Source organism: Lutispora saccharofermentans, from assembly GCF_024363565.1.
Taxonomy (GTDB): Bacteria; Bacillota; Clostridia; order Lutisporales; family Lutisporaceae; genus Lutispora; species Lutispora saccharofermentans.
The window spans coordinates 12,475-34,804 of the sequence record NZ_JAJEKE010000020.1 but is presented as its reverse complement, the minus strand read 5'-3'; the positions used below and the strand labels follow the sequence as shown (position 1 = coordinate 34,804).

Below are 22,330 nucleotides of genomic sequence, written 5' to 3'. Positions count from 1 at the left end.
GGCTGCCTGATTAGCAGAAAACAACCGCCGCGTCAAGGGTAGAATAAACGGCTGCCAGGCTTTTACAAGGCACCTCAGTTGTTTTGCAGCACATCTTTTGCATAGTAGCTTACTTCCGGCTCACCCATATGATGTTCACATGAGGCGATGCATGTACATACTTTGCGTTTAGCACGCTAAGCACCACGGTAACTTCCACAGCACTTCCTCCATTCTATCTTCATAAACAAACGGAAACCTTAACTATTTATGCTGTTTTGTGACACATGCTTCAGCAATAAAACTATGCAGGCGCCGATGCTAATGGCAGCAGTCAGGGCACAGGTGCCCCATCCCCATTCCCAAAGCCCCCGAGTGCCAAACATAACGACGACAATGAACTGCGCTAGCGGCATTCCTATATCTCCAACCCCTCCTGCAAACCCTGTGACCAGAGGCAAATCGCTGTTATTATATAACTCCGGTAGGATAGCATAAAAGGTGCCAAGTCCCCATGATGAGGCGAAGCAAATCAGGAGCACACACAGATAAAAAATCGGGAACGATGACAAATCTACAAAAATAAAAAGGCAGGAAGCTAAAGCAATCAACAGGGAACCTAGCATCAGCACTGTCAAACGTGCTTTTGCTCTGTTCTGCGATCGCAGGGCAATCATATCCGAAATTTTGCCCGACACTAGACAGGAAATCAAGGTACCCATCAGGGCGGCAGATGAAATTTGGGCGGTTTCCCAATCGCCATACCCTATCCACATGCTAAAAAGCGGTATACCAACCGTTACTGCCTGCAATACATAGGTGGTGGAAAGAAAGGCTAGAATCAACAACCAAACCTGTGGAGACAGAAGCAACCGGAAGGAAGACCTTCGAGAGGCGCTTGGAGAGGAAGTGTGCCGAAAGTCATTTGTTTTTACAGTAATAAGCCAAACAGTGCCGGTAGCAGCCTGAATCGCAGCCAAAACATAATAAGAGGATTCCCAGCCAAGCTTGGGGCCTAAAAATCCCGCAATCATGCCGCCGGCTCCACCGCCGCAGTTAAATAGGCCGATAAAAACAGCCGATGCAAATCCTGCTTGCGATGGTTGGACTACTTGCATCGAAATCATAATCAAAATTGGGAAAATAACAGCACCCAATCCCTGCAGAATTTTAAGAAATATAAGTGCTGCTGGAGAAGAAACAGACGGCAAAAATAGCTGTGGAACGATGGCACAGACAAAGGCAAATGCAAAAATCAGATGCAACCTCACCCGTCTGTAAATCGATCCAGCACACATCATAGCTGCTACAATAGCGGCAGATTTTACGGTATCTGCGGTCAGGAGAAGAGCAACCGACAGACCGCTTTTCAAAGACAAATCCGCCGCAGTGGCGGAAAATTGCGAGGAGGCAGACGATATACTGCAACCGGCCAATGCACTGATTAAAACAATATACCATCCCGCAAAACGGAACGGTTTTTTTACACCTTGCGTCTCATTCAATTATCATCCCTACCTTGTCTTAACTTTATCTCATTAACAATGAAGCTACGGTACAAAATAGCAATATTCATGCCAACATCTAAATACAAGTGTCAGCCGATTACTATATATAAATATTGCATATATATATTTGAATTTTAACTAATTTTTATATATACTGTTTTTAATAACAGGAGTGGTTGTTACCAGGGCAAGGAGTATGAGCAATGAAAAGGCAAACGAACCCAAAATACAATAATTTTGATATGACACTGGAAGAGTGCCGCTTGGTGCTGGATAACATTGACGGACTCATTATTACAAATGAAGCCGGAAAAATTAAATATATGTCTCCATCGATTCTAGATCGGATGGACAAACGGATGGGTCTAGACAAGAAAAGTCAAATTGCAGGTCAGCCGGTTTTGCAGCTTCACCCCACCTGTCAAATTCCCGCATTTCTAGACAGCGGCCAACGGGAAACCAATACTTACTACTTTACAGCCGGAGTAGCTACTGTATCCCGTATCAAGCGGGTAAACGGTGAAAAACGAGGAATCGGCGCATTAGAATACGATTTCTTTGTCGATGATTACCAGATCCGCAACTTTTTGCTGGAAATCATAAAACTGGCCGATGGCGGACAAATTGACCTGACCGAAAGCATTGAGGAAATCAAAAAACGGTTGTCCAAACCGGAAATCATCAAGTATAAGATGTCGGGTATTATTGGAAAATCACCTGCTATGAAAACCATTAAGGAAAAAATCTTCGCAATATCCAATTACAATTCCACCGTGCTGATTACAGGGGAAACAGGCAGCGGTAAGGAGTTGATTGCCCATGCGATCCATGATATCAGCCGGCGGGCACTGATGGATATGGTAGAGGTCAACTGTGCCGCAATACCTGAAAGTTTGTTCGAATCAGAAATGTTTGGCTATACCGACGGCGCATTCACCGGTGCTAAAAAAGGAGGTAAGGCTGGAAAGTTTGAGATGGCTCACAAAAGCACTTTATTTCTGGATGAGGTAGACCAGCTTCCTTATCATATACAGCCCAAGCTGCTGCGGGTACTGCAGGAAAAATCCATAGACAAAATTGGTTCCCGCATCGTGCCGGTAGATGTGCGGGTGATTGCGGCCACCAATAAAAACCTGAAGGAGCTGGTGAATCAGGGCAAGTTCAGGGAAGACCTGTATTACCGGCTGAATGTGGTTAATTTTGACATTCCACCCTTGCGGGAACGGAAAGAGGATATTCCCGAGATGGTACAGCATTTTATCGCCCGATTCAACAAATCCCTGAACTTGAATGTGGAGGGGGTTTCCGATGAGGCAATGCAGCTTTTCTACCGATACCGCTGGCCGGGAAATGTACGGGAGTTAAGTAACATCATCGAACGTGCCATGACGGTATGTAAGTCCGATATTCTCTCCCAACGGGATTTCCGGGAGCTGGCCGATATATTACAACGAGATGCTTCCTATGAAGATTACGACGGTAGCACGCTGGAACAAATCTGTATGCGTGCGGAAAAGGAAGCAATAGAAAAAGTCCTGGCCTTCTGCAATGGTAACAAGACCAAAGCCGCCCAATTCCTGCAGATTTCAAGACCGGCGCTCTATTATAAGATAGAAAAATACGCAATTGATTCATGTCAGAATATTTAACAGTGTTAAATATTCTGACATATGCTGCTATGCCAATGCATAGGTTTAGCTTAGACAAATACTACAATTAAGTTGTAAAAAAAACTGACATCTAGAGTATCGCTACATATAAAAATAAAGGCATAAAGCAATAGATGATTACCCTACGCCCATGCATTTGTTAATTAAATGCCAACTCGACCTTCTACAGATGTTTATTCATAAGAAACATCTGTAAAAGGCCGGGTTGGCATAAAATTTGCTCTGTGATAGAAAGTGAATATCTGCGCAAAAGACCACTGCTGTGCAACCAGTCGGAGGATCTGCGCAGACAGGCCACATGTTTCATCATATCATTTCAGTTATAGTGAGGAGGAATTAACATGGAAGAACAAACAACGCAAAAAAATGCATCGGGTGGGCATATGACATCGACCAAGGAACTCAAACGGGTACTGGATCGAAAGGACTTGCTATCCATTGCCATTGGGCAAACCATTGGCTCCGGTGTTTTTGCGCTGGTGGGTGTGGGAATTGGAATGACCGGACGGTCGGTCAGTGTGGCAATGCTGATTGCGGCGGTATTCACAATCATGATGGATATTCCCATGATGCTTGTCAGCGGAACAGTGCGGTTGCGCGGCGGCTTCTATACACAGCTGGCTTTTTTACAGCACAAAAAGGCAGCGGGCTTTTATGTCATTGTTCATATCATTTCATGGACAGCATTGGCCATGTATGCCATCAGCGTTTCTCAATATCTGCTTGACCTCATTGGAAGAAGTACCATCAATCCGGGATTGGTCAGTATGATAGGTAAGTTAATCGCCTTTGCCGTTCTGACTATTTTCTACGTAACAAACCTGTTTGGCATACAGGGAGCGGCAAAACTCCAAAATGCCATGATGGTTTGCATGACACTGGGGCTGACCGCATTTATCGTATTTGGCCTTCCTCAGGTAAGTCCCAATTATTTTACTGAGGACTTTTTAACCAGTGGATTAACAGGTCTGTTTGCTGCCGGCGCACTGCTTACCTGGGCGGTAGGCGGAGCCAATGTAATTGTTCACCTGGGGGCAGAGGCGAAAAACCCCACCAAGGACATCCCGGTTATTATAATTCTTGCAACGGTAATTATAGCTGTTTTCTATTCTCTGATTGCAGTTGTGGCATCCGGAGTATTGCCGGTGGCGGAAGTGGCCGGTCAGCCCTTGTCCCTGGTAGCGGCCAAAATATTCCCCCGCCCCATTTACGTTTTCTTTATTGTTGGCGGAGCAATTTTTGCCTTGACAACCACCTTGAACGCATCCTTAGGCTGGGTCACAAAGCCCATTCTGCAGGCGGCCGTGGATGGATGGTTTCCGCCTTTTGTGGCCAAAATCGGCAAGCGGTATAAAGCACCGGTTACCATCCTTACCATACTGTATCTGGAATGCCTGCTGCCCATCTTTTTTGGCGTGAATGTGGATGCTATTGCAAACCTGGCCATTATCCTGACCAACGTTTGCTTTGCCATGATCTGCTTCTCGGTTGCCAATGTGAAAAAGGTTGTGCCGGATCTGTGGGAAAAATCCCGGTTTCATGTATCTGATCGCCTGCTGAAGGGCCTTAGTATTATAGGTGGCACCGTCTGCCTGCTGCAAATTGGATTGCTGGTAATGGTAGGCGACATGAACTGGTATATGATTCTCAGCAACCTGGGAGCATTGGTGTTTGCCTTGGCCTACACCTTCTGGCGTGACCGAAACGGAAATGTCAATATGGAAATTAGTTACGAAGAGGCATAAAATTAAAACCATATGAAAGGAAGATGCAACATGACCGCTATATTAAAGTATCCGGCTTTGTTCCAACCTATTACAATCGGAAATAGAATTGCCAAGAACAGAATTTGGTCTGCACCTCAAGGAATGAGCGATCTGACTCCGGATGGCTACTTTACCCCGCAGAACATTGCTTTTTACCAAACCAAGGCCAAGGGCGGCCTGGCAGTGATTAGCCTGGGTGAAGCGATTATTGATCGGGTTCGGGCCAAGGCTCATGGCCGTATGCTGGCTCTTGATGATATCGAAGTGATTTCATCCCTGATCAATTGCAGCGATGCCATTCACCAGTACGATGGATTGGCATCTATCGAGCTGGTTCACGCCGGTTGTCGGGCTCGCCCGGAGTACTGCCAGAAAGGGCCGGTGGGCCCTAGCGCCCATATGGGAATTTACGGGGAAATGGTCGCCGAAATGGATGAAGACATGATTGAGGAAGCGGTAGAAAGCTTTGGCAAAGCGGCCTACATGGCAAAATTCTGTGGTATTGATATCTGCTGCATCCACGCCTGCCATGGTTGGATTTTTTCCCAGTTCATGGCTCCTGCCACCAACCAAAGAAAGGATAAATACGGCGGCAGCGTAGAGAACCGCTCTCGTTTTGCACGCATGGTAATTGAGCGGATACGTAAATACTGCGGTCCCAATTATCCCATTGAATGGCGTATGAGCGGCTCCGACCTGTATGAAGGCGGCGTTACTATAGAGGAATCGATTGAATACGCCAAAATTCTGGATGGCATGGTGGACATTTTCCATGTATCTGCCGGATCGTTTAATGTTCCGGATACTTCTACCCGCATGTTCCCATCCATGTACTTAAAAGACGGCGTTAACGTGACTTTTGCGGAGCAGATAAAGCGAAACGTCCACAAAACTGCTGTTGCTACTGTTGGCGCACTGGGTAATGATCCTGCTTATATGGAGGAGTTGGTAGCCAGCGGCAAGGTAGATATTATAAATATTGCCAGAGGTACTATCACTGATTTTGACCTTGTCAACAAAATCCGTCGGGGCGAAGAGGACGAAGTCATTAATTGCTTGCGGTGCAACATGTGCCTGAGCATGGATTTTGTACCTCATGTGCCTTTTGCCATGCGGGTTCACCGCTGTACGGTGAATCCTGAGGCAGGCCGCTATTACTGCTGCCCAGCGGGGACATGAAGTCATTCTCTGTGAAAAAAGCGGGCGTTTAGGGGGGATGCTAAATTCCGCCGACGATATTTCTTTCAAAAAGTTGATGAAGCAGTACAAAAACGCGCTGATTACTCAAGTAGGAAAAGCAGGTATCAAGGTGCTGCTGAATACAACTGTCACTCCGGAGCTGGTGGAGCAGATTGCTCCCGACACCTTGATTGCTGCTATCGGTGGCGAAGCACTGATTCCGGATATTCCCGGCATCAACGGTGACAGTGTGTACGTGGCTGCCCGGGATTTTGGCAAAGGTAAGGAAATCGGCCAAAAAGTAGTGGTAGTGGGCGGCGGCTTGGTGGGATGCGAAGAGAGCATCCATTACCGCGAGCAGGGCAAGGACGTGACAATACTGGAAATGGGCGACACTCTGGCGCGTGATGCATGGTTCTTGCATCTGCGGGCTACTCTGATGGAAATGGAGAAACTGGATGTCAAATCCTGCCTTAACACAAGGTGCACCAAGATTACCGATAAAGGCGTATTTGCAGTAGATGCTGATGGCAAAGAAGTATTCTTTGAAGCTGATACGGTGGTTATCGCAGCCGGGCTGCGGCCTCGAAGCGATGAAGCGGAAGCCCTGCGCTTTACGGCCCGTGAGTTTGTACGAGTAGGTGATTGCAAGGAGTGTAAAAGAATTTATGAAGCAACACGCACCGGCTACGATGCTGCAGTGACGATATAAAGCATTCTCCCATAAGTTTTTTACGTTCGATAAGCCCTATAACAAAGAAATACTCCCCATTACTGATTTCAAGCCAGTGACGAGGAGTATTTTTTTGCCTATTATTCCCGTATCTCCGTCCCGTTCTTAAAGGTAAACCACACATCGACTGGGCTGTAAACTGTTACAAAGTCAACCAGGCTGTGCCAGAGAAGCGGGTCAAAAGATGATGAATATCATTAATAGGGCAATTATCAGTTCAAATGTACCCCCTGAAAGAAGGCCAAGCTTTCGAGAAACTACAAAATATGAAGAATGTAAGCGATACACGGACTAATTGAATAAAATATTCAAAAAATAGACTTTTATCAATATGATAGATTTAGTTCTTTTATATATAATAAAATTGAGACTTGAAGATAATAAAGATATATAAATTTTCAGCCTATAAATATTTGGAGGTGCGGGATGAGAAAAATTCTGGTTACAGGTGCATTGGGGCAGATAGGTTCTGAACTGACAATGTATCTGAGAAAAATTTACGGCTCTGAAAATGTAATAGCTTCAGACTTAAGGAAAGTTGAAGGCTCAAAGGTTTTAGAGGCAGGACCCTTTGAAAGCATCAATGTCCTTGACTCTCAACAGATCGCCGGTGCAGTGACAAAACATAATGTAAATTCCATAGTGCATTTAGCTGCTTTGCTGTCAGCTACAGGTGAGGCTAATCCAGCCATGGCATGGAATGTAAACATGGGCGGGCTTTTCAATGTTTTGGAAATAGCCAGAGAAAAAGGCTGTTCGGTATTCACACCCAGCTCCATAGCTGCTTTTGGCCCCGATACGCCAAAGGTAAAGACTCCTCAAGACACTCTTCAGAGGCCTACTACCATGTATGGCGTTACAAAGGTGGCAGGGGAGCTTCTATGCGATTATTACCATAAAAAATTCGGCGTAGATACCAGAGGCGTGAGATTCCCGGGTTTGATATCCTATGAAACACTGCCGGGCGGAGGCACTACCGACTATGCAGTCCATATTTATTATGATGCATTGCAGAAAGGAAAGTATGCCTCATTTATCGCAGAAGGTACATTAATGGATATGATGTATATGCCCGATGCTTTGCACGCCATAGCTTCTCTTATAGAGGCCGACCCTTCGAAGCTGAAGCATAGGAATGCCTTTAACATAGCATCTATGAGCTTTGCTCCGGAACATATAGCTGCGGAGATCAAGAAGCATATACCCGAATTTGAAATGAGCTATGATGTGGACCCGATCAGACAAGCTATTGCGGATTCCTGGCCTGATTCACTGGATGACAGCGCCGCCAGGGAAGAATGGGGCTGGAAGCCTGAATATGATTTGGACTCAATGACAGTAGATATGCTGGCTAAGCTCAGAGAAAAGCTGAATTTGAAATAGTATGCCGAATTGACTGCTCCACCTGAAAAGTGTAAAATTAGGTGGAGTAAGTTTATTTAAGAGAGGGATGTAATTATGCTAAAGACCAATATAGACAAGCTTGTTATGCAATCAGTGCAGGGTAAGGTGCATCATCCTGTATCAACATTTCCATATAGGATCAGTTCCGTCGGAGAACCAATGGTTTTACCTGCTACAGGCGGTATTACATATAATGTAAAGGTTGGAGATCCGGCTATGGGCTGGGCAGGAGATCATGTAGAGCCCGGAGTATCAATAAAAAATGAAAACGATTCTGAAAATGGAGCTTTAAACTTATTTTCCTGTATAGGAAATAAAGCAAAGATAGTAAGCGGTGATGCAAAGGGTGCAACAGGATATGTTACAGGTATGCACGGCGGAGTGGAACATGTTTTGGTGTACTTTGAAGAAGAAGCTCTGGAGAAGATGACCGTAGATGATAAGATACTGGTAAAGGCCTGGGGGCAGGGGCTTGAACTTTTGGATTATCCGCAGGTAAAGATGATGAACATAGATCCTGAGCTTTTCGGCAAATTAGGCATAGAAGAGAAAGACGGCAAGCTGATAGTACCGGTGGCTGCAGAAGCTCCGGCATATCTTATGGGCTCGGGTACCGGCTCAGTATCAGCCTACAGGGGAGATTACGATATAATGACAAGCGATGCCGATACGATAAAGGAATATGATCTTGACAAGCTCAGGTTCGGAGACATCGTGCTTTTACGGGATCATGACAACAGCTTCGGCAGGACATATTTAAAGGGAGCTGTTACAATAGGTGTTGTAATCCACAGCGATTGCATAAAATCAGGCCATGGCCCGGGGATAACAGCCATAATGACCTGCAGAGAACCCATCATTGAGGGAGTAATATCAGACAAAGCCAATATAGCTGATTATTTGGGCTTATATTTGGGCTTATAGAAAAACGAAACCATTTCCTGTCATTCTGAAGGAGCAAAGCGCCTGAAGAATCTTAAATAAGATCCTTCAGGCAAAGCCTTCAGGATGACAATGGAGCTGGACTTTCACAGTAATAGCAGCTGTGTAGAATATTTAGCGCCTTACCCGAAAGCTTATATAAACAACTGCATATCTGCTCCCAGCGCATCCTCAAGATACTGCTGGGCAGTCATGACCTCTACCTCAGGTATCAGCTCCTTCTTGTCGATGCCCATAATCTCCATCGAAAGCTTGCAGCTGTAAAACTTGACTCCATTTTTGCGGGCACCGTTTAAAAAATCTATAAGCTTCGGTGCTTCTCCATCTTCCATCATCTCCAGCATCATAGCCTTGCCGATGCCGCTGAAATTCATCTTTGACAGGGGCAATTCTTCAGGCCCCTTTGGAGTCATTACAGAGAAAAGCTTCTCATAAAAGCTTTTGCCGTCCATATTCATCTTATCATCGCTTCTCAAGAGGCAAAGGCCCCAAAAAGCAAAAAACATTGTTACATCTACGTCCATGTCTCTTGCGGTATTGGCCAATATCAATGCGGCTAAAGCTTTGTCATACTCTCCGCTGAACATAAGGATATTAAGTTTCTTAGGCAATATAATACCTCCCTATAGCTTTTTCATTAGTTTATTCTAACCTATGATTACAAAGGATATTCTTTAATATACCTATCTTTGTTGCTTACAATCTTTTTTAACATCAGAGCCAGCACATCGATCTCATCAAAAGTGTTATACATGCCGAAGCTGATCCTTACGAAACCGGGGTGGTTCTTTAAAATGCCTCTTTTTCTTTCTTCTATTTCCATAAGGCTGACATTCAGCAATTTCTGCACATAGGGCTGAGCACAGAAGCATCCGCTTCTCACCCCGATGCCTGCCTCATCAGAAAGGATGCGGGCCGTTTGACTATGATGCAAGCCTTTTATATTAAAAGGTATGATGGATACTTTATCGAAGTTTTTCTCAGCGGCGTAATAAAGCTCAATATCAGGAATGTTAGAAAGACTATTGGCTGCATATTCGGTCAGCCTTTTTTCATATTCGTCTATATAACCCATACCGATCGAGCTCAATATATTTATAGACTCCACCAAGGCCGCAACTCCCATTACATTGGGAGTGCCTGCTTCTTCTTTGTCCGGCAGCTTTGCCCATTTAACATAATTATGAGTGACAAGATCTACGGTTCCTCCGCCCTTATAATCCGGAGGACATTTTTCAAATGTTGCTCTAGGACCTATGAGAACTCCTATACCAAAGGGGGCATACATCTTATGAGCTGAGAAAACCAAATAATCAATATGCTCAGGAGAACAATGGGGCTTCATATCTATGAAGCTGTGGGGAACCAGCTGAGCACCGTCTACAAGGATTCTTGCACCATATTTATGAGTCAGCCGGGCGATATGATGAATCGGATTTTTAAACCCTGTTACATTAGATGCTCCGGTAATTGTTACCAGGCGGATGCTCTTTCTATAGAATGACAGCTTTTTCTCCAGATCATCCAAATCCAATCTTCCCGCTTTGTTTATATTTATATAATCCACACGAAATTTATTCCTCCATGGCAGATCATTGGAATGGTGCTCCATGCTGGTTGATAATATGACACCTCCGCCGTATATATCCTTATACATATTGGATAGTTTGTTTATGGCCTCGGTAGTGTTTTTAACATAGATGACACAATCCTTATCAGGGGAGCCTCCAACAAAGTTGAGAACTGATTCTCTTGAGCTGTCATATATCTCAGAGGAAGCTTTTGATTTATAGCCTGTGCCTCTATGTATTGAGGAGTACCATTGTGAAAAATCAATTATTCTGTTCACCACAGAAATGAAGGGAGGGGTGGTGGCTGCATTATCGAAATTGATATAAGGAGTCATGACACCATTTTTTATCGGCACCTGCGCATTTACGCCGGCAACCAGTTTCCTGAATGGACTTCCTTGATTCTCAAACATCTAAATCACCCTCAAGCAATATATATACATAATCATTTTATTCAGGCTCCGTGCTTTGGTTACAAATATTAAGAAGACGTTAGCGATCAGATATGATTAATAGCTATTGCTATTAACAGGGAGAAATAATGAGAAAAATAGGTATAAATTTGAATAACACGTAAATATTATCATATATCAGAGCTAAAAATAGCTCTAAGCTATTGAAATATATAAAAAGTATTGTATAATATAATTAAAGGTCAAAGAAAGTCAAAGTCAAACTAAAAACAAAATTAATATAGATCACGGAGGTGTTGTATATGTTTTTAGTTCCATATGGCAGAAGAAATAAAGGTCTGGCTAACAGGCCAAATGATGTTTTCAACATAGACAGCTTGTTTGACAATTTCTTCAATGACTCCTTTATGCCTGCATTTTTCGCAGGGGATACTCAAATGAGAGTAGATGTGAAGGAGAATGAGAAGGAATACATTGTAGAGGCTGATTTGCCAGGGATCAAAAAGGAAGAGATCAATGTAGAGCTTAATAATGACAGGCTGACCATATCTGTGGAAAGAAATGAAGAAATCAATGAAGAAAAAGAAAATTACATCAGAAGAGAAAGAAGAAGCGGCAGCTTCTGCAGAAGCTTTTATGTTGAAAATGTATTGGAAGATCAAATCTCTGCAAAATTCGAAAATGGAGTTTTGTCAATGGTACTCCCCAAGAAGGAGCCCGGCATGAATAAGAAAAACAAAATAGAAATAAGATAGTTATAGGGCAGCTTATTGAATTATACCCAAAACGATAACAAAAAAAAGAGGTCACATGAATTTGTGACTTCTTTTCTTTGCAGGTAAAAAAGCATAATCCCGACCGTAATTGCCGGTATTGTGCCCATGTCATTCTTTTGATGCTTGGCTTAATAAAATTTTACCATCTTGATAAACAATATCTGAAATATAATTCGCTTTCTTAATATCAAAGTTTACAAAATCTTTAAGGTCGGATATGACTGCGGTATAAAGTGACGGCTCGCCGTCGCTGTTCACTGCAATCATCATATCTTCGTTCAAATGCATATATTCAAATTTGATGATCTGCTTGTCGGTCGGGTCAAAATACGCTGCATGGGATCTGTGAATGCCGGACCCCCATGAATAGGTAAAATACAATTCCTGCTTCCCATCACCATCCAGATCGGCAAGGGCCATGCTGGTTACACCCAGTCCGCCGAACCATTCTCCGAGAGGATGAATATTGCCCTCGTATAACAAAAAGGAAGCAGAAGAGGCATTATATTTGAAAACCTGATAATCGGATTTTTGTTTGATATTTTCCGGCGTGATGTTATAGCATGTGTCGGCATCATACCCTGACTGGAAATTTCCCTGCAGCAATAAGAACTCTCCAACGCCATTCTGGTACCCGCTGATAGAAGCTTTTAGAGGGGTTTCTCCGTAATTGCCTGCAATTTTATAAATACTCCAGATGTAATCGCTCTTTTTCTGATCGGAGGCATCTCCTCTACGCAGACGCACCAGCCAGAATTCTTCATCCATCTGGTAAATCCGATATCCGGAAGAGCCGGAATCATCTGTCAACTGATAACACTCCTTATAAGAAGAAATATCGGGAATGTTGAATCCCTCAATAAGAAAATTAGTTTTGAATTCCTGCTCATCCACCTGGGTCTTTTTATAGGCAATTGCAAATTTCCGCTGACTGCCGGCTTCATCTATAACAGTGAGAGAATTTTCATCAAGCGTATAATATTCCTTATAATCGTTGGAAGCAATAAAGGAACTAAGCGGATTCATATAGATCTGCCTTTCAAAAGCATAATTTCCATATGGAAGCTGTTCTTCCTTTATGCCTTCCCTTTGCATTTGACCTTTTACGCTGCTTTCCTTCGTCTCTCTGAGCTGCTTCGGGTTTGCCGCACAGGCAGCAACGGATGTAATACATATAATAACGGCAAAAATGACTACCCGCCTTGGCGGCTTTTTAAACTGCAGAACGTTTTTTATACGCTCCCTGACACCGGCTTCTCCAAACGCAAGGGGGCTTGCTGCCGGAAATCGCCGGTTTGCAGCGAATGAAAGCAGCGACATGCTGTATTCGTGAATAATATTAACGTTGGACTCTGACAGCACCTTTTCATCGCAGCTCATCTCCATATCTTTAGTCATCAACGCATAAGCAAGCCAGACAAGGGGATTGAACCAATGCACGGCCAGTACGCACAGACTCAGCAACTTGATCCAGTGGTCTTTCCTCCTTAGATGAACTTCTTCATGCTGGATAATGTACCCGCGCTCTTGTTGGCCCAAACCGAAAGGGATATAAATTAAGGGCTTGAAGAATCCGAGAATGAAGGGCGAACGGGTTTTGTCGGATTCACAGACATTGCCTTTCAGGCAGACAGCAGTTGCCATACGGTGCTTCAGACGGATATAGGTAACAATGTTGTAGACAAGGAGTGCGGCGATTCCTATGCACCAAAGAATCGTGCCGAGCAGTATCCATATCTGCATAGGATTGACGCTGGCATATGGAGTAGCCGCCGGCAGACTTTCACTGATAACGGAATTCATAGATGGAATGCCTACCGTCACCCTCGGAGCATTCATGTATCCTATGTCCGCAGGAACATATGTGAGTGCCGCTGCGCCGCCGCTCTGGGCCATGGTCATATCAAAGGGCTCCGTTTGAAAAATGCTGAATATGGAGGAAAAGGATACTGGACAAATCAGGCGAAAAAGCACGACAGACCACAGCAGGTAAGAATATTTTTTCGGAGCTCCTTTCAGAAGCAATCGGATGAAAAGCAGCGCAAAGATGACATAACCTGCCGTAATACTCATGTTCAATATCTTTAAAAACAACGCTTCCAAATTTATTCCTCCCTGTGTGCGTCGATCAGACGCTTGAGTTCGTCGGCTTCTTTTTCCGAGATGATTTTGCCGCCGAGGAATGAGGTGAGAAATTGCGGCAATGAGCCTTCAAAAGCCCTTTCGACAAAGTTTTCGCTTTCAAAAGCCTGCACCTGTTCTTTGGAAACGATAGAGCTCACTATAGTATTTTCATTTTTCAGGAGTCCTTTCTCACACATTTTTCGCAGCACGGTATAAGTGGTAGGCTTTTTCCATCCAAGTTTTTCGGCGCACAGCGTTACAAGATCCCCCGAGGCTACCGGCTCATTTTCCCATACCACCAGCATAAATCGGTAGTCGCTTTCACAAAGCTTCAAGTTCTCCATTTATATATCTCCCATCTTGGTTTATAGTTATAAACCTTATCATGAGTTTATAACTATAAACCAGAATTGTCAAGAGAATAAAAGGCTGCAGTATATTTTTATCGCTAAAATCAAGCCATCAAATAATAAAACATAAAAAACTTTTTTATGATAAAATAATAAGTAAAAGATGTAAAAATAAGTGGCAGGTGATTACAAATGAGCAGAAATTATTACAGCAACATTTGTACCCTTATCGATCGTTTATCCGAAGGAATCTTGATCCTTGATTCTGAAAGCAGAATAATTGCCAATAATAAATTCATGGAAATATTTGATATAAAGAAAGAAGAAGTTCCCAATATTCTTCAGAAATTAGACGGATATTGCCTTGATGAAATATTAAGCAGCAGCGGCAATGTCGATAGAAACATATATGTCAAGGATAGAAAAATAAAAGTCGAGAAGCTGGTAATGAAAGCATCTGAGCAATATGAATACTCCATGTTGATTTTCAAAGACAGGGAAGACATAGAAGATTCAATCTCCCAAATCAATGAACTTAAGCATAGTTTGGATGTAATGAAGGATATCCTGGATAATGCATATCAAGGTATGGTATTGGTCGATGAAGATGGCCGCATACTTAAATGGAATTATGAAAAGCTGCTGGGAATAAAAGAACGTGATGCATTGGGAAAGCCTGTAGAAAAAGTTATTGAAAACACAAGGCTTCATATAGTTGTAAAGACCGGGAAAAAAGAACTCTGCGATATCCAGAGAATACAAGGCCACAATATGATAGCCAGCAGGATTCCCGTGATAAAGGATGGAAAGACCATCGGCGCTTTAGGCACCGTACTGTTCAGGGATATAGAAGAAGTCAAGACCCTGGCAAAAAAGCTGGAGGTGCTTGAGAATACCGTTGGAAAATATAAAGGGGAAATAAGCAAAATGTACCGGGCCCGGTATTCTTTTGATGATATAATAACACAAAACGAGAAAATGCTTAAGCTGAAGGAGATTGCAAGAAAAGCCGCTGAGTTGAACTCTACTATAATGATTCGGGGCGAGAGCGGGACAGGCAAAGAATATTTTGCACATGCCATACACAATGCAAGCCTGCGGAAATACGAACCTTTCATAAGAATAAATTGCGCAGCAATACCTCATGAGTTATTGGAATCAGAGCTTTTTGGCTATGAAGGCGGCGCCTTTACGGGGGCAAAAAAAGAGGGCAAGCTGGGCAAATTTGAGCTTGCCAATGGCGGCACTATCCTTTTAGATGAAATTTCTTCAATGCCATACAGCATGCAGTCAAAGCTTTTGAGGGTATTGGAGGAGAGAGAATTTGAAAGGATAGGAGGCAATACCAGGATAAAGGCCGATGTAAGAATAATAGCTTCCACCAATGAAAATCTGGAGGGAGCAGTAAGAGAAGGACGATTCAGACAGGACTTATTTTATAGATTGAATGTAGTCGAAATAGATATTCCTCCTTTAAGGAATAGATTGGATGATATACGCATATTGTCCGAATATATTTTAAATGAACTGGTGCAAAAGATGGGTTTTCCTTATAAAACGATTACGGATAAGGCGAATCTGGTATTAAGGCTATATGACTGGCCCGGAAATGTGCGTGAATTAAGAAATGTGCTGGAGAGGGCCGCAAATATTTCTTTCGGCAATACTATCAATCCTGAACACTTGCCTGATTATATAACTAACAGATTCCGTGGGGATGATTATAACGAAAAGGCATGCCTTTTAAAGGCTAAGGTAGCGGAAACGGAGATAAATGCAATAATGGAAGCGCTGAGGCTGACGAATGGAAATAGAACTGATGCGGCTAAGTATCTGGGGATACATAGGACAGCTTTGTATAAAAAGATGGATAATTACGGCATTAACGTTAAAAGCATTCCCAATACGGATAGACTTTGAATGTTAGTGTAGCGAATTATATACAATAAGTATTTGTGTAGAAATTTTGCTACACCATCTTAAAGTGATGCCCCTCTAACATGTATGGTAAAAATAGAGTTCGAACAATAGGAAAAGTGTAGAAATATTTCTACACTTTTTTATTCTTCATTTATCTCTGCTCTTTATGCTATAGGCAAACCGTTGGGAACACAAGCTTTTGAGAACCGTGTTATAAGCTGATAATTGGTATGCTATTTGCATTATTTAATCTACGAAATTATTGATTTCAAATATTGGAGGGGCAAAACAAGAAATAACACTATAAAATAAAAGGAGGAAAATCGATGAGAGAGGTTGTTATCGTCAGTGCTGTGAGGACGCCTATAGGAACATTTGGCGGGAGTCTTAAGGAGGTTTCCCCTATCATTCTTGGCGCGGTTGCTGCAAAAGAAGCTATGTCCAGGGCAAATGTAAAGCCTGAAATGATTGATGAGGTAATATTCGGCAATGTGCTTCAGGCCGGGCTAGGCCAGAATGTGGCAAGACAGGTAGCTATTGAGGCAGGTATCCCCGTAGAAGTGCCATCCATGACTATAAATAAGGTCTGCGGCTCGGGTTTAAAGACAGTGAGCTTAGCTGCTCAAGCAATAATGCTGGGAGAAGCAGAGGTAGTGCTTGCCGGCGGCACCGAAAATATGAGCATGGCGCCATACCTGATGCCTAAGGCAAGATGGGGGCATAGAATGGGTGACGGCACGATTGTGGACTATATGGTCCATGACGGCTTGACGGATATTTTCAATAATTATCATATGGGAATTACTGCAGAGAATATTGCAGAGCAATGGAATATCACAAGAGAAGAACAAGATAAATTTGCATTGGAGAGCCAGTTAAGGGCAGAAAAAGCCATAAAGAGCGGAAGATTTAAGGATGAAATAGTGCCGGTAGCAATTCCCCAGCGAAAGGGTGATCCGGTAGTAGTGGATACGGATGAGCATCCGCGCTTTGGCTCCACTATTGAAGGCTTATCAAAGCTTAAACCAGCATTCAAAAAGGATGGAACAGTCACTGCGGGCAATGCATCAGGAATAAACGACGGTGCTGCAGCAGTGGTGCTGATGTCAAAGGAAAAGGCAGATGAATTAGGCGTAAAACCACTGGTCTCTATAGTATCTTTTGCCTCAGCCGGAGTAGATCCTAAGATCATGGGATATGGCCCCGTACCTGCATCAAAGAAGGCTTTGGCTAAAGCTAAGATGACTATTAAAGATATCGACCTGGTCGAAGCTAATGAAGCTTTTGCAGCTCAATCCCTGTCAGTTGTAAAGGATTTGGGATTAGACCCTGAGAAAACAAATGTGAATGGCGGCGCCATAGCTTTAGGCCATCCCATAGGATGCTCAGGAACCAGAATACTTGTTACATTGATCCATGAGATGATAAAGAGGGATGCAAAAACCGGCCTTGCAACCTTATGCATTGGAGGCGGCCAGGGGACATCAATAATAGTTAAGAGATAAATAGCAATATGAGGAGGTATATATAATGAATAAGTTGATTTCTATAGATGATGCTGTAAATATGATCCATGATGGCATGACAATAATGGTCGGCGGTTTTTTAGGATGCAAAAATCCTTTTAGAATTGTTGATGCGATAGTTGAAAAAGGGGTTAAAGATATAACGCTGATTGCAAATGATACTGCTTTTCCCGATATTGGCATAGGAAAGCTTATTGTAAATAAACAGGTCAAAAAATTGATAGCATCCCATATAGGGACCAATAAGGAAACCGGGAATCAAATGAATGCAGGTGAACTGGAGGTCGAATTGGTACCCCAGGGGACTTTAGCAGAGCGGATCAGGGCAGCCGGCGCAGGCCTGGGCGGGATATTAACGCCGACAGGGCTCGGAACAGTAGTAGCAGAGGGAAAGACAATAATTGAAGTTGATGGGAAAGAATATTTGCTGGAAAAACCTCTTAAGGCTGATGTGGCGCTTATAGTTGGAGCAAAGGTAGATAAAAAGGGCAATATAAGATATAGAAAAGCTACAAGAAATTTCAATCCATTGATGGCTGCAGCCGCTGATTTGGTAATTGTTGAAGCAGATGAGATAGTTGAAGTCGGCGAGATCGATCCGGATGATGTTATGACTCCGGGATTATTTGTAGATTATGTAGTAGGGGGTAATAAGTGATGGATAAAAACATGGAAAAGGAATTTATTGCAAGAAGAGTAGCGAAAGAATTAAAAGACGGCGATGTAGTAAACCTTGGAATTGGGCTTCCCACCCTTGTTGCCAATTTTATTCCCGAAGGCATTGAAATAACACTTCAGTCGGAAAATGGATTTGTCGGAATGGGGCCTGCACCTAAAGAAGGAGAGGAAGATCCGGATCTGGTAAATGCGGGAGCACAATATGCAACTATAAATCCCGGAGGAACATTTTTTGACAGCGCGGATTCCTTCCTCATAATAAGAGGCGGACATGTAGACGTTACGGTACTGGGAGCTCTTGAGGTAGACGAAAAGGGCAATCTTGCAAACTGGATGGTGCCCGGCAAAATGGTTCCGGGAATGGGCGGAGCCATGGATCTCGTTACGGGGGCAAAGAAAGTAATCGTTGCCATGAATCATACGGCAAAGGGAAGCCATAAGATACTTAAAGGATGTAAATTGCCTCTGACAGCGGTGAAATGTGTTGATCTGATCATAACAGAGATGGGAGTAATGGAGGTTACAGACAAAGGGCTTGTTCTAAAAGAGATAAACCCTGAATTTACTGTTGAAGAAGTTCAGAATGCAACTGAGGCAAAATTAATTATTTCTGAGGATTTAAAAAAGATGGAAATATAGGTCCAGACGAGAAAATGCCCCGGCATAGCCGGGGTATTTTTTAATGTTTCAGGCGGTAGTATTGCTCGCGGTAGCGAGCGGCTGGTTGCAGGCGCAGTTCTTTTTTTAGCATGCGGGCATATTGCTCATAGTACCTAAGATAGGCGTCGCGGTTACCCAACCTCAAAGTTAAATCCAATAGTAGAGTGTGGGCTTCCTCACACAGCTCATTGCGCAGCAGCAGCGATTCAATAATGTGCTCTGCCTCCTGCAAGCAGCCTTTAGAGATATAGTAGCTGCCGAGCCCTAAGGAGATGCGTTCGTATTCGGTTTCAATTTCATTAGCGACCTCTCCTGTCCACTCGAAGCTCTCCTTCTCTAGATATGGTCCCCGGCAAAGGCCGAGCATGTGTGCCGCTTCCGCTGCGTTTTCTCCGGTTATGATGGCGTTTTCCTGTCCAAAGCGCATAAAGTCCGTAAAATCGCAGACACCCGGTGCAATGTTGAGTCTGTTGTCCTCAGTCAAGCGAATCAGTTTGCGTTCAGAGTCTAAGGTATACAGCAGGCTTTTGAGCCGGTAAATAGTCATGTATAGGTTGTGTACTGTGCTTTTGTCACTCTGGCCGCCAAACAGAGCGTCTAGCAGCTCCTGCTTTGAAGCAGGCGAGCCGTTCCGTCCGATCAGATAAAGAAACAGCTCTCTTACTCTGCGAGTACCCCATTTGACCTCATTTTCACAGATAAGTTCAAAAACGCCGAAGCAGCGGAGCGTAGGTGAATACTGTATCGTTCTTCCAGGATGCAGCAATGCGTAATGTTTACGCAGGTGAGCAACACAGTCGTCCAGTCTTGCACGCCTAACAGGCTTCAATAAAAAGTCCAGCGGATGCGTCTTGAAAGCATCCAATGCGTATTGGGCATGAGCCGTGACGAATATCACAATGACGCCGGAGCACTGCTCCTGTATACGCAGTGCCAGTTCAAGGCCATCGATCTTTGGCATATCGATGTCCAGAAATACCGCATCCGGTGAGTGCTTCGCGATGGAAGCGAGAGCTTTTACCGGGTCGGTGTCCATGCCCATAAGCTTTAAATCAGGGTATTGTTCCAGCATCCAAGCCAATTCATCCAGGCAAGGCTGCTCATCGTCAATAAGCCAAGTCTTCATACTTGATCGTCTCCTTATAAGGGATTTCAAAATAGACCTCGCATCCGCCGCCCTCAGGAGCAAGGTAAACAAGAGAAGTGCGGTAAAGTCTGGACAGACGGCGATTGATGTTCTCGATGCCAACGCCTCGGCGTGACGGTATGGATTTTATGGAGAAGCCAATACCATCATCGCGGACACCAACGCATACTTTGGCATTTTTCATTCTTCTGGCATAGATCGTGACCGTGCCGCCGTTATCCTTTTCGCGCAACCCGTGAACAAAGGCATTCTCTACCAACGGTTGTAAGACCAGTGATGGGAGAAGAAAATCCTCTGCTTCGATACAGTATTCCACCCGGAATTTTTCGCCGAAGCGGGCCTGCTCCAGTGCAATATAGGCGTGCACTAGCTCCAGCTCCTGCGAAAAGCAGACCTGCTCGTCCTGATCGTAATCATAAAAGCCTCGAAGATAGCTGCTGAAATCCACCAGTAGCTCCCGTGCGCGGTCCGGTTCGGTGCGGGAGATGGAGATGATGGAGGTTAGGGAATTATGAATAAAATGTGGCCGTATCTGCTCCTTCAAATGTGCTATTTCCAGCTCCTGTGCCCGGCGGTAGCGCAGCGCCACGACGGCTACTTGTGCAAAAACAAAAGCCATATATTCAAAGTGCAAATTTGTCAATAGATAATAGCCTGTTGATATATCTTCGAAAAACAGCTCGTAGAAGACCAAAAGAAGAATAAGGCAAAGCGCTCCAAGCAGCAGGGGTGCGCCCTCTCGCCCCTGCCACGCTGCACGTGTATAATGAATTGTGATTATTGCAATTACCAATAACAGATTATAATTAATCATCATATAGGCAGATGTAACGATATCAAAGGGAAACAGCAAAATGAACAGTGACAAGCCGATAGAGTAGGCAAGCAAAGTAATTACCTGCCACTTGGGCACAAGATTTATATAAGCACAATATACGAAATACAGCAGCAAAAACTGTGTCCAAGGCGATGTCATGAATTCTAGGCGGCCCACGCTCCCAATGGCCGTTCTGGGGAGAAGCGCTATGAGCGCCGCATCGCCGATTGTCAAAAACCTCAGTAAAACCAAGATGCTGATACTCGAAAGGATGAGCATATCCTTTTCCTTGTGCTGTGCTGCAAAGAAGATAAGGAAAAAAAGGCATGTTATAATAAGACTAGTCATAGCAGACGCTCCCACAATGGAAATCCGCCTGTCGAATGCTGAGACCTTTTCGTAAGTCCCGAATATGATAGGCTCCCACATTCCCCCTATCGCATAGATATTGTTGCTGACCTGCAAAACAAGATCAAAATTGTTATTGTTGGGAATAATCTCTCCAAGCTGGGGGCGATAGGCATAGGCTGGAGCAAATTCCGTATCCCCGAAGCTGCCATTTTGTGCTACGAGAGCACCGTTTATATATAATCTATAGGCAGTAGCCATGCTCTGGATGCGCAGTCCGTGTCTTATGCCTGCTTTCGCTCCTGTCACATGGATGCGGTAAGTTGCCCTACCCTTTCCCGGCAGGCTGCTGCCGTTAATCTCGTAGTGATTCCATTTATCTGGTGCATTAACGAACATAGGAACTTGGCTGCCTTCCTTGATTTCTTGATGGGTCAGCAGATCGTCCCAATAAAACTCCCATTCACCGGCAATTTCAAACACCTTGTCCATATTCCATTCCCCAAGATCTAATACTCCATATTTTACGGAGGGTGTTTGTGCTTCCGTAAAGCGGAAATAGCAAATAAGCCCTTCTATGACGAGCAGAGCGAACATAACTGGCAAGACCGTTCGCGCGAGTCTTTTCCAAGCAACGTCTGCAGATATAATCTTCAAGGGATAACTAAAAATTTGACCTAATCCTCCATGAATTATTTGATGCTTTAGATTTTTCACGACCTTCAAACTGATTACCACCCGCCTGTAAAGCTCTATTCAGCCGCAGTATCTTTTGCTCTGGTATATTCCGTATTGATCTCTTTTGAACTTTTTTAACAT

18 protein-coding genes are annotated in these 22,330 nt (G+C 43.8%); 11 read left to right on the top strand and 7 right to left on the bottom strand.

Translation table 11 applies throughout. From position 1 onward, the window contains the following. Window positions 1–239 precede the first annotated feature (239 nt). A complete protein-coding gene (locus LJD61_RS17255) occupies window positions 240–1,484 on the bottom strand; it encodes an MFS transporter (protein ID WP_255228801.1) in 1,245 nt (414 codons plus the stop codon). Window positions 1,485–1,690: 206 nt separating this feature from the next. On the opposite strand from LJD61_RS17255, the gene LJD61_RS17250 reads away from it, so the two are divergent. The 6 genes from LJD61_RS17250 (at window position 1,691) to LJD61_RS17225 (ending at window position 9,163) form a co-directional block, all read left to right on the top strand. Further along, window positions 1,691–3,136: a sigma-54 interaction domain-containing protein gene (locus LJD61_RS17250; RefSeq protein ID WP_255228800.1), complete on the top strand. Its 1,446-nt coding sequence runs from the start codon at window positions 1,691–1,693 to the stop codon at window positions 3,134–3,136. Between the two features lie 362 nt (window positions 3,137–3,498). After that, window positions 3,499–4,902: an APC family permease gene (locus LJD61_RS17245; RefSeq protein ID WP_255228799.1), complete on the top strand. Its 1,404-nt coding sequence runs from the start codon at window positions 3,499–3,501 to the stop codon at window positions 4,900–4,902. A gap of 30 nt (window positions 4,903–4,932) precedes the next feature. Beyond that, a complete protein-coding gene (locus LJD61_RS17240) occupies window positions 4,933–6,102 on the top strand; it encodes an NADH:flavin oxidoreductase (RefSeq protein WP_255228798.1) in 1,170 nt (389 codons plus the stop codon). Further along, window positions 6,059–6,814, top strand: a complete 756-nt coding sequence (locus LJD61_RS17235; protein WP_333783148.1) for an FAD-dependent oxidoreductase — start codon at window positions 6,059–6,061, stop codon at window positions 6,812–6,814. The genes LJD61_RS17240 and LJD61_RS17235 overlap by 44 nt, the downstream gene beginning before the upstream one ends. 447 nt (window positions 6,815–7,261) lie before the next feature. Beyond that, window positions 7,262–8,218, top strand: coding sequence for an L-threonine 3-dehydrogenase (locus LJD61_RS17230; protein ID WP_255228797.1), 957 nt, complete (start codon window positions 7,262–7,264; stop codon window positions 8,216–8,218). Window positions 8,219–8,293: 75 nt separating this feature from the next. Further along, window positions 8,294–9,163 carry a DUF4438 domain-containing protein gene (locus tag LJD61_RS17225; protein ID WP_255228796.1) on the top strand — a complete coding sequence of 290 codons (870 nt, stop codon included), beginning with the start codon at window positions 8,294–8,296 and terminating at the stop codon, window positions 9,161–9,163. Between the two features lie 152 nt (window positions 9,164–9,315). Here LJD61_RS17225 and LJD61_RS17220 read toward each other — a convergent pair whose 3' ends face one another. Both LJD61_RS17220 and LJD61_RS17215 read right to left on the bottom strand, forming a co-directional pair. Beyond that, complete coding sequence (locus LJD61_RS17220; protein ID WP_255228795.1) at window positions 9,316–9,792, bottom strand: DsrE/DsrF/DrsH-like family protein; 477 nt, start codon at window positions 9,790–9,792, stop codon at window positions 9,316–9,318. Window positions 9,793–9,839: 47 nt separating this feature from the next. Then, window positions 9,840–11,165: an aminotransferase class V-fold PLP-dependent enzyme gene (locus LJD61_RS17215; RefSeq protein WP_255228794.1), complete on the bottom strand. Its 1,326-nt coding sequence runs from the start codon at window positions 11,163–11,165 to the stop codon at window positions 9,840–9,842. 302 nt (window positions 11,166–11,467) lie between these two features. Between LJD61_RS17215 and LJD61_RS17210 the strand changes: the two genes are divergently transcribed. Continuing rightward, window positions 11,468–11,920, top strand: coding sequence for an Hsp20/alpha crystallin family protein (locus LJD61_RS17210; protein WP_255228793.1), 453 nt, complete (start codon window positions 11,468–11,470; stop codon window positions 11,918–11,920). Window positions 11,921–12,049: 129 nt separating this feature from the next. Here LJD61_RS17210 and LJD61_RS17205 read toward each other — a convergent pair whose 3' ends face one another. Together LJD61_RS17205 and LJD61_RS17200 are read right to left on the bottom strand one after the other, a co-directional pair. Next, on the bottom strand, window positions 12,050–14,044 hold the full coding sequence (locus LJD61_RS17205) for a M56 family metallopeptidase (RefSeq protein WP_255228792.1): 1,995 nt from the start codon (window positions 14,042–14,044) through the stop codon (window positions 12,050–12,052). A 2-nt stretch (window positions 14,045–14,046) separates the two neighbouring features. Further along, a complete protein-coding gene (locus LJD61_RS17200; protein ID WP_255228791.1) occupies window positions 14,047–14,409 on the bottom strand; it encodes a BlaI/MecI/CopY family transcriptional regulator in 363 nt (120 codons plus the stop codon). 198 nt (window positions 14,410–14,607) lie between these two features. On the opposite strand from LJD61_RS17200, the gene LJD61_RS17195 reads away from it, so the two are divergent. The 4 genes from LJD61_RS17195 to LJD61_RS17180 all read left to right on the top strand — a co-directional run bounded on the left by LJD61_RS17195 (window position 14,608) and on the right by LJD61_RS17180 (window position 19,178). After that, on the top strand, window positions 14,608–16,335 hold the full coding sequence (locus tag LJD61_RS17195; protein WP_255228790.1) for a sigma-54 interaction domain-containing protein: 1,728 nt from the start codon (window positions 14,608–14,610) through the stop codon (window positions 16,333–16,335). A 326-nt stretch (window positions 16,336–16,661) separates the two neighbouring features. Continuing rightward, entirely contained in the window at window positions 16,662–17,840 is a 1,179-nt protein-coding gene (locus LJD61_RS17190) for an acetyl-CoA C-acetyltransferase (protein WP_255228789.1), read from the top strand. A 25-nt stretch (window positions 17,841–17,865) separates the two neighbouring features. Further along, entirely contained in the window at window positions 17,866–18,519 is a 654-nt protein-coding gene (gene atoD / locus LJD61_RS17185; RefSeq protein ID WP_255228788.1) for an acetate CoA-transferase subunit alpha, read from the top strand. Further along, window positions 18,519–19,178, top strand: coding sequence for a CoA transferase subunit B (locus tag LJD61_RS17180; protein ID WP_255228787.1), 660 nt, complete (start codon window positions 18,519–18,521; stop codon window positions 19,176–19,178). The genes atoD and LJD61_RS17180 overlap by 1 nt, the downstream gene beginning before the upstream one ends. A 40-nt stretch (window positions 19,179–19,218) precedes the next feature. Here LJD61_RS17180 and LJD61_RS17175 read toward each other — a convergent pair whose 3' ends face one another. Beyond that, on the bottom strand, window positions 19,219–20,325 hold the full coding sequence (locus tag LJD61_RS17175; protein WP_255228786.1) for a response regulator: 1,107 nt from the start codon (window positions 20,323–20,325) through the stop codon (window positions 19,219–19,221). Further along, the gene (locus tag LJD61_RS17170) at window positions 20,306–22,228 is read right to left on the bottom strand and encodes a sensor histidine kinase (RefSeq protein WP_255228843.1); all 1,923 of its coding nucleotides are present in this window, start codon (window positions 22,226–22,228) and stop codon (window positions 20,306–20,308) included. Before LJD61_RS17170 ends, LJD61_RS17175 begins: the two co-directional genes overlap by 20 nt. Between the last annotated feature and the right edge of the window lie 102 nt (window positions 22,229–22,330).

Bases quoted from the DNA above. Each gene is read 5' to 3' on its own strand.
- LJD61_RS17240 (WP_255228798.1), top strand. From the start codon at position 4,933: ATGACCGCTATATTAAAGTATCCGGCTTTGTTCCAACCTATTACAATC.
- LJD61_RS17245 (WP_255228799.1), top strand. From the start codon at position 3,499: ATGGAAGAACAAACAACGCAAAAAAATGCATCGGGTGGGCATATGACA.
- LJD61_RS17210 (WP_255228793.1), top strand. From the start codon at position 11,468: ATGTTTTTAGTTCCATATGGCAGAAGAAATAAAGGTCTGGCTAACAGG.
- LJD61_RS17190 (WP_255228789.1), top strand. From the start codon at position 16,662: ATGAGAGAGGTTGTTATCGTCAGTGCTGTGAGGACGCCTATAGGAACA.
- LJD61_RS17175 (WP_255228786.1), bottom strand. From the start codon at position 20,325: ATGAAGACTTGGCTTATTGACGATGAGCAGCCTTGCCTGGATGAATTG.
- LJD61_RS17195 (WP_255228790.1), top strand. From the start codon at position 14,608: ATGAGCAGAAATTATTACAGCAACATTTGTACCCTTATCGATCGTTTA.
- LJD61_RS17215 (WP_255228794.1), bottom strand. From the start codon at position 11,165: ATGTTTGAGAATCAAGGAAGTCCATTCAGGAAACTGGTTGCCGGCGTA.
- LJD61_RS17200 (WP_255228791.1), bottom strand. From the start codon at position 14,409: ATGGAGAACTTGAAGCTTTGTGAAAGCGACTACCGATTTATGCTGGTG.
- LJD61_RS17250 (WP_255228800.1), top strand. From the start codon at position 1,691: ATGAAAAGGCAAACGAACCCAAAATACAATAATTTTGATATGACACTG.
- LJD61_RS17230 (WP_255228797.1), top strand. From the start codon at position 7,262: ATGAGAAAAATTCTGGTTACAGGTGCATTGGGGCAGATAGGTTCTGAA.
- LJD61_RS17180 (WP_255228787.1), top strand. From the start codon at position 18,519: ATGGATAAAAACATGGAAAAGGAATTTATTGCAAGAAGAGTAGCGAAA.
- LJD61_RS17225 (WP_255228796.1), top strand. From the start codon at position 8,294: ATGCTAAAGACCAATATAGACAAGCTTGTTATGCAATCAGTGCAGGGT.
- atoD (WP_255228788.1), top strand. From the start codon at position 17,866: ATGAATAAGTTGATTTCTATAGATGATGCTGTAAATATGATCCATGAT.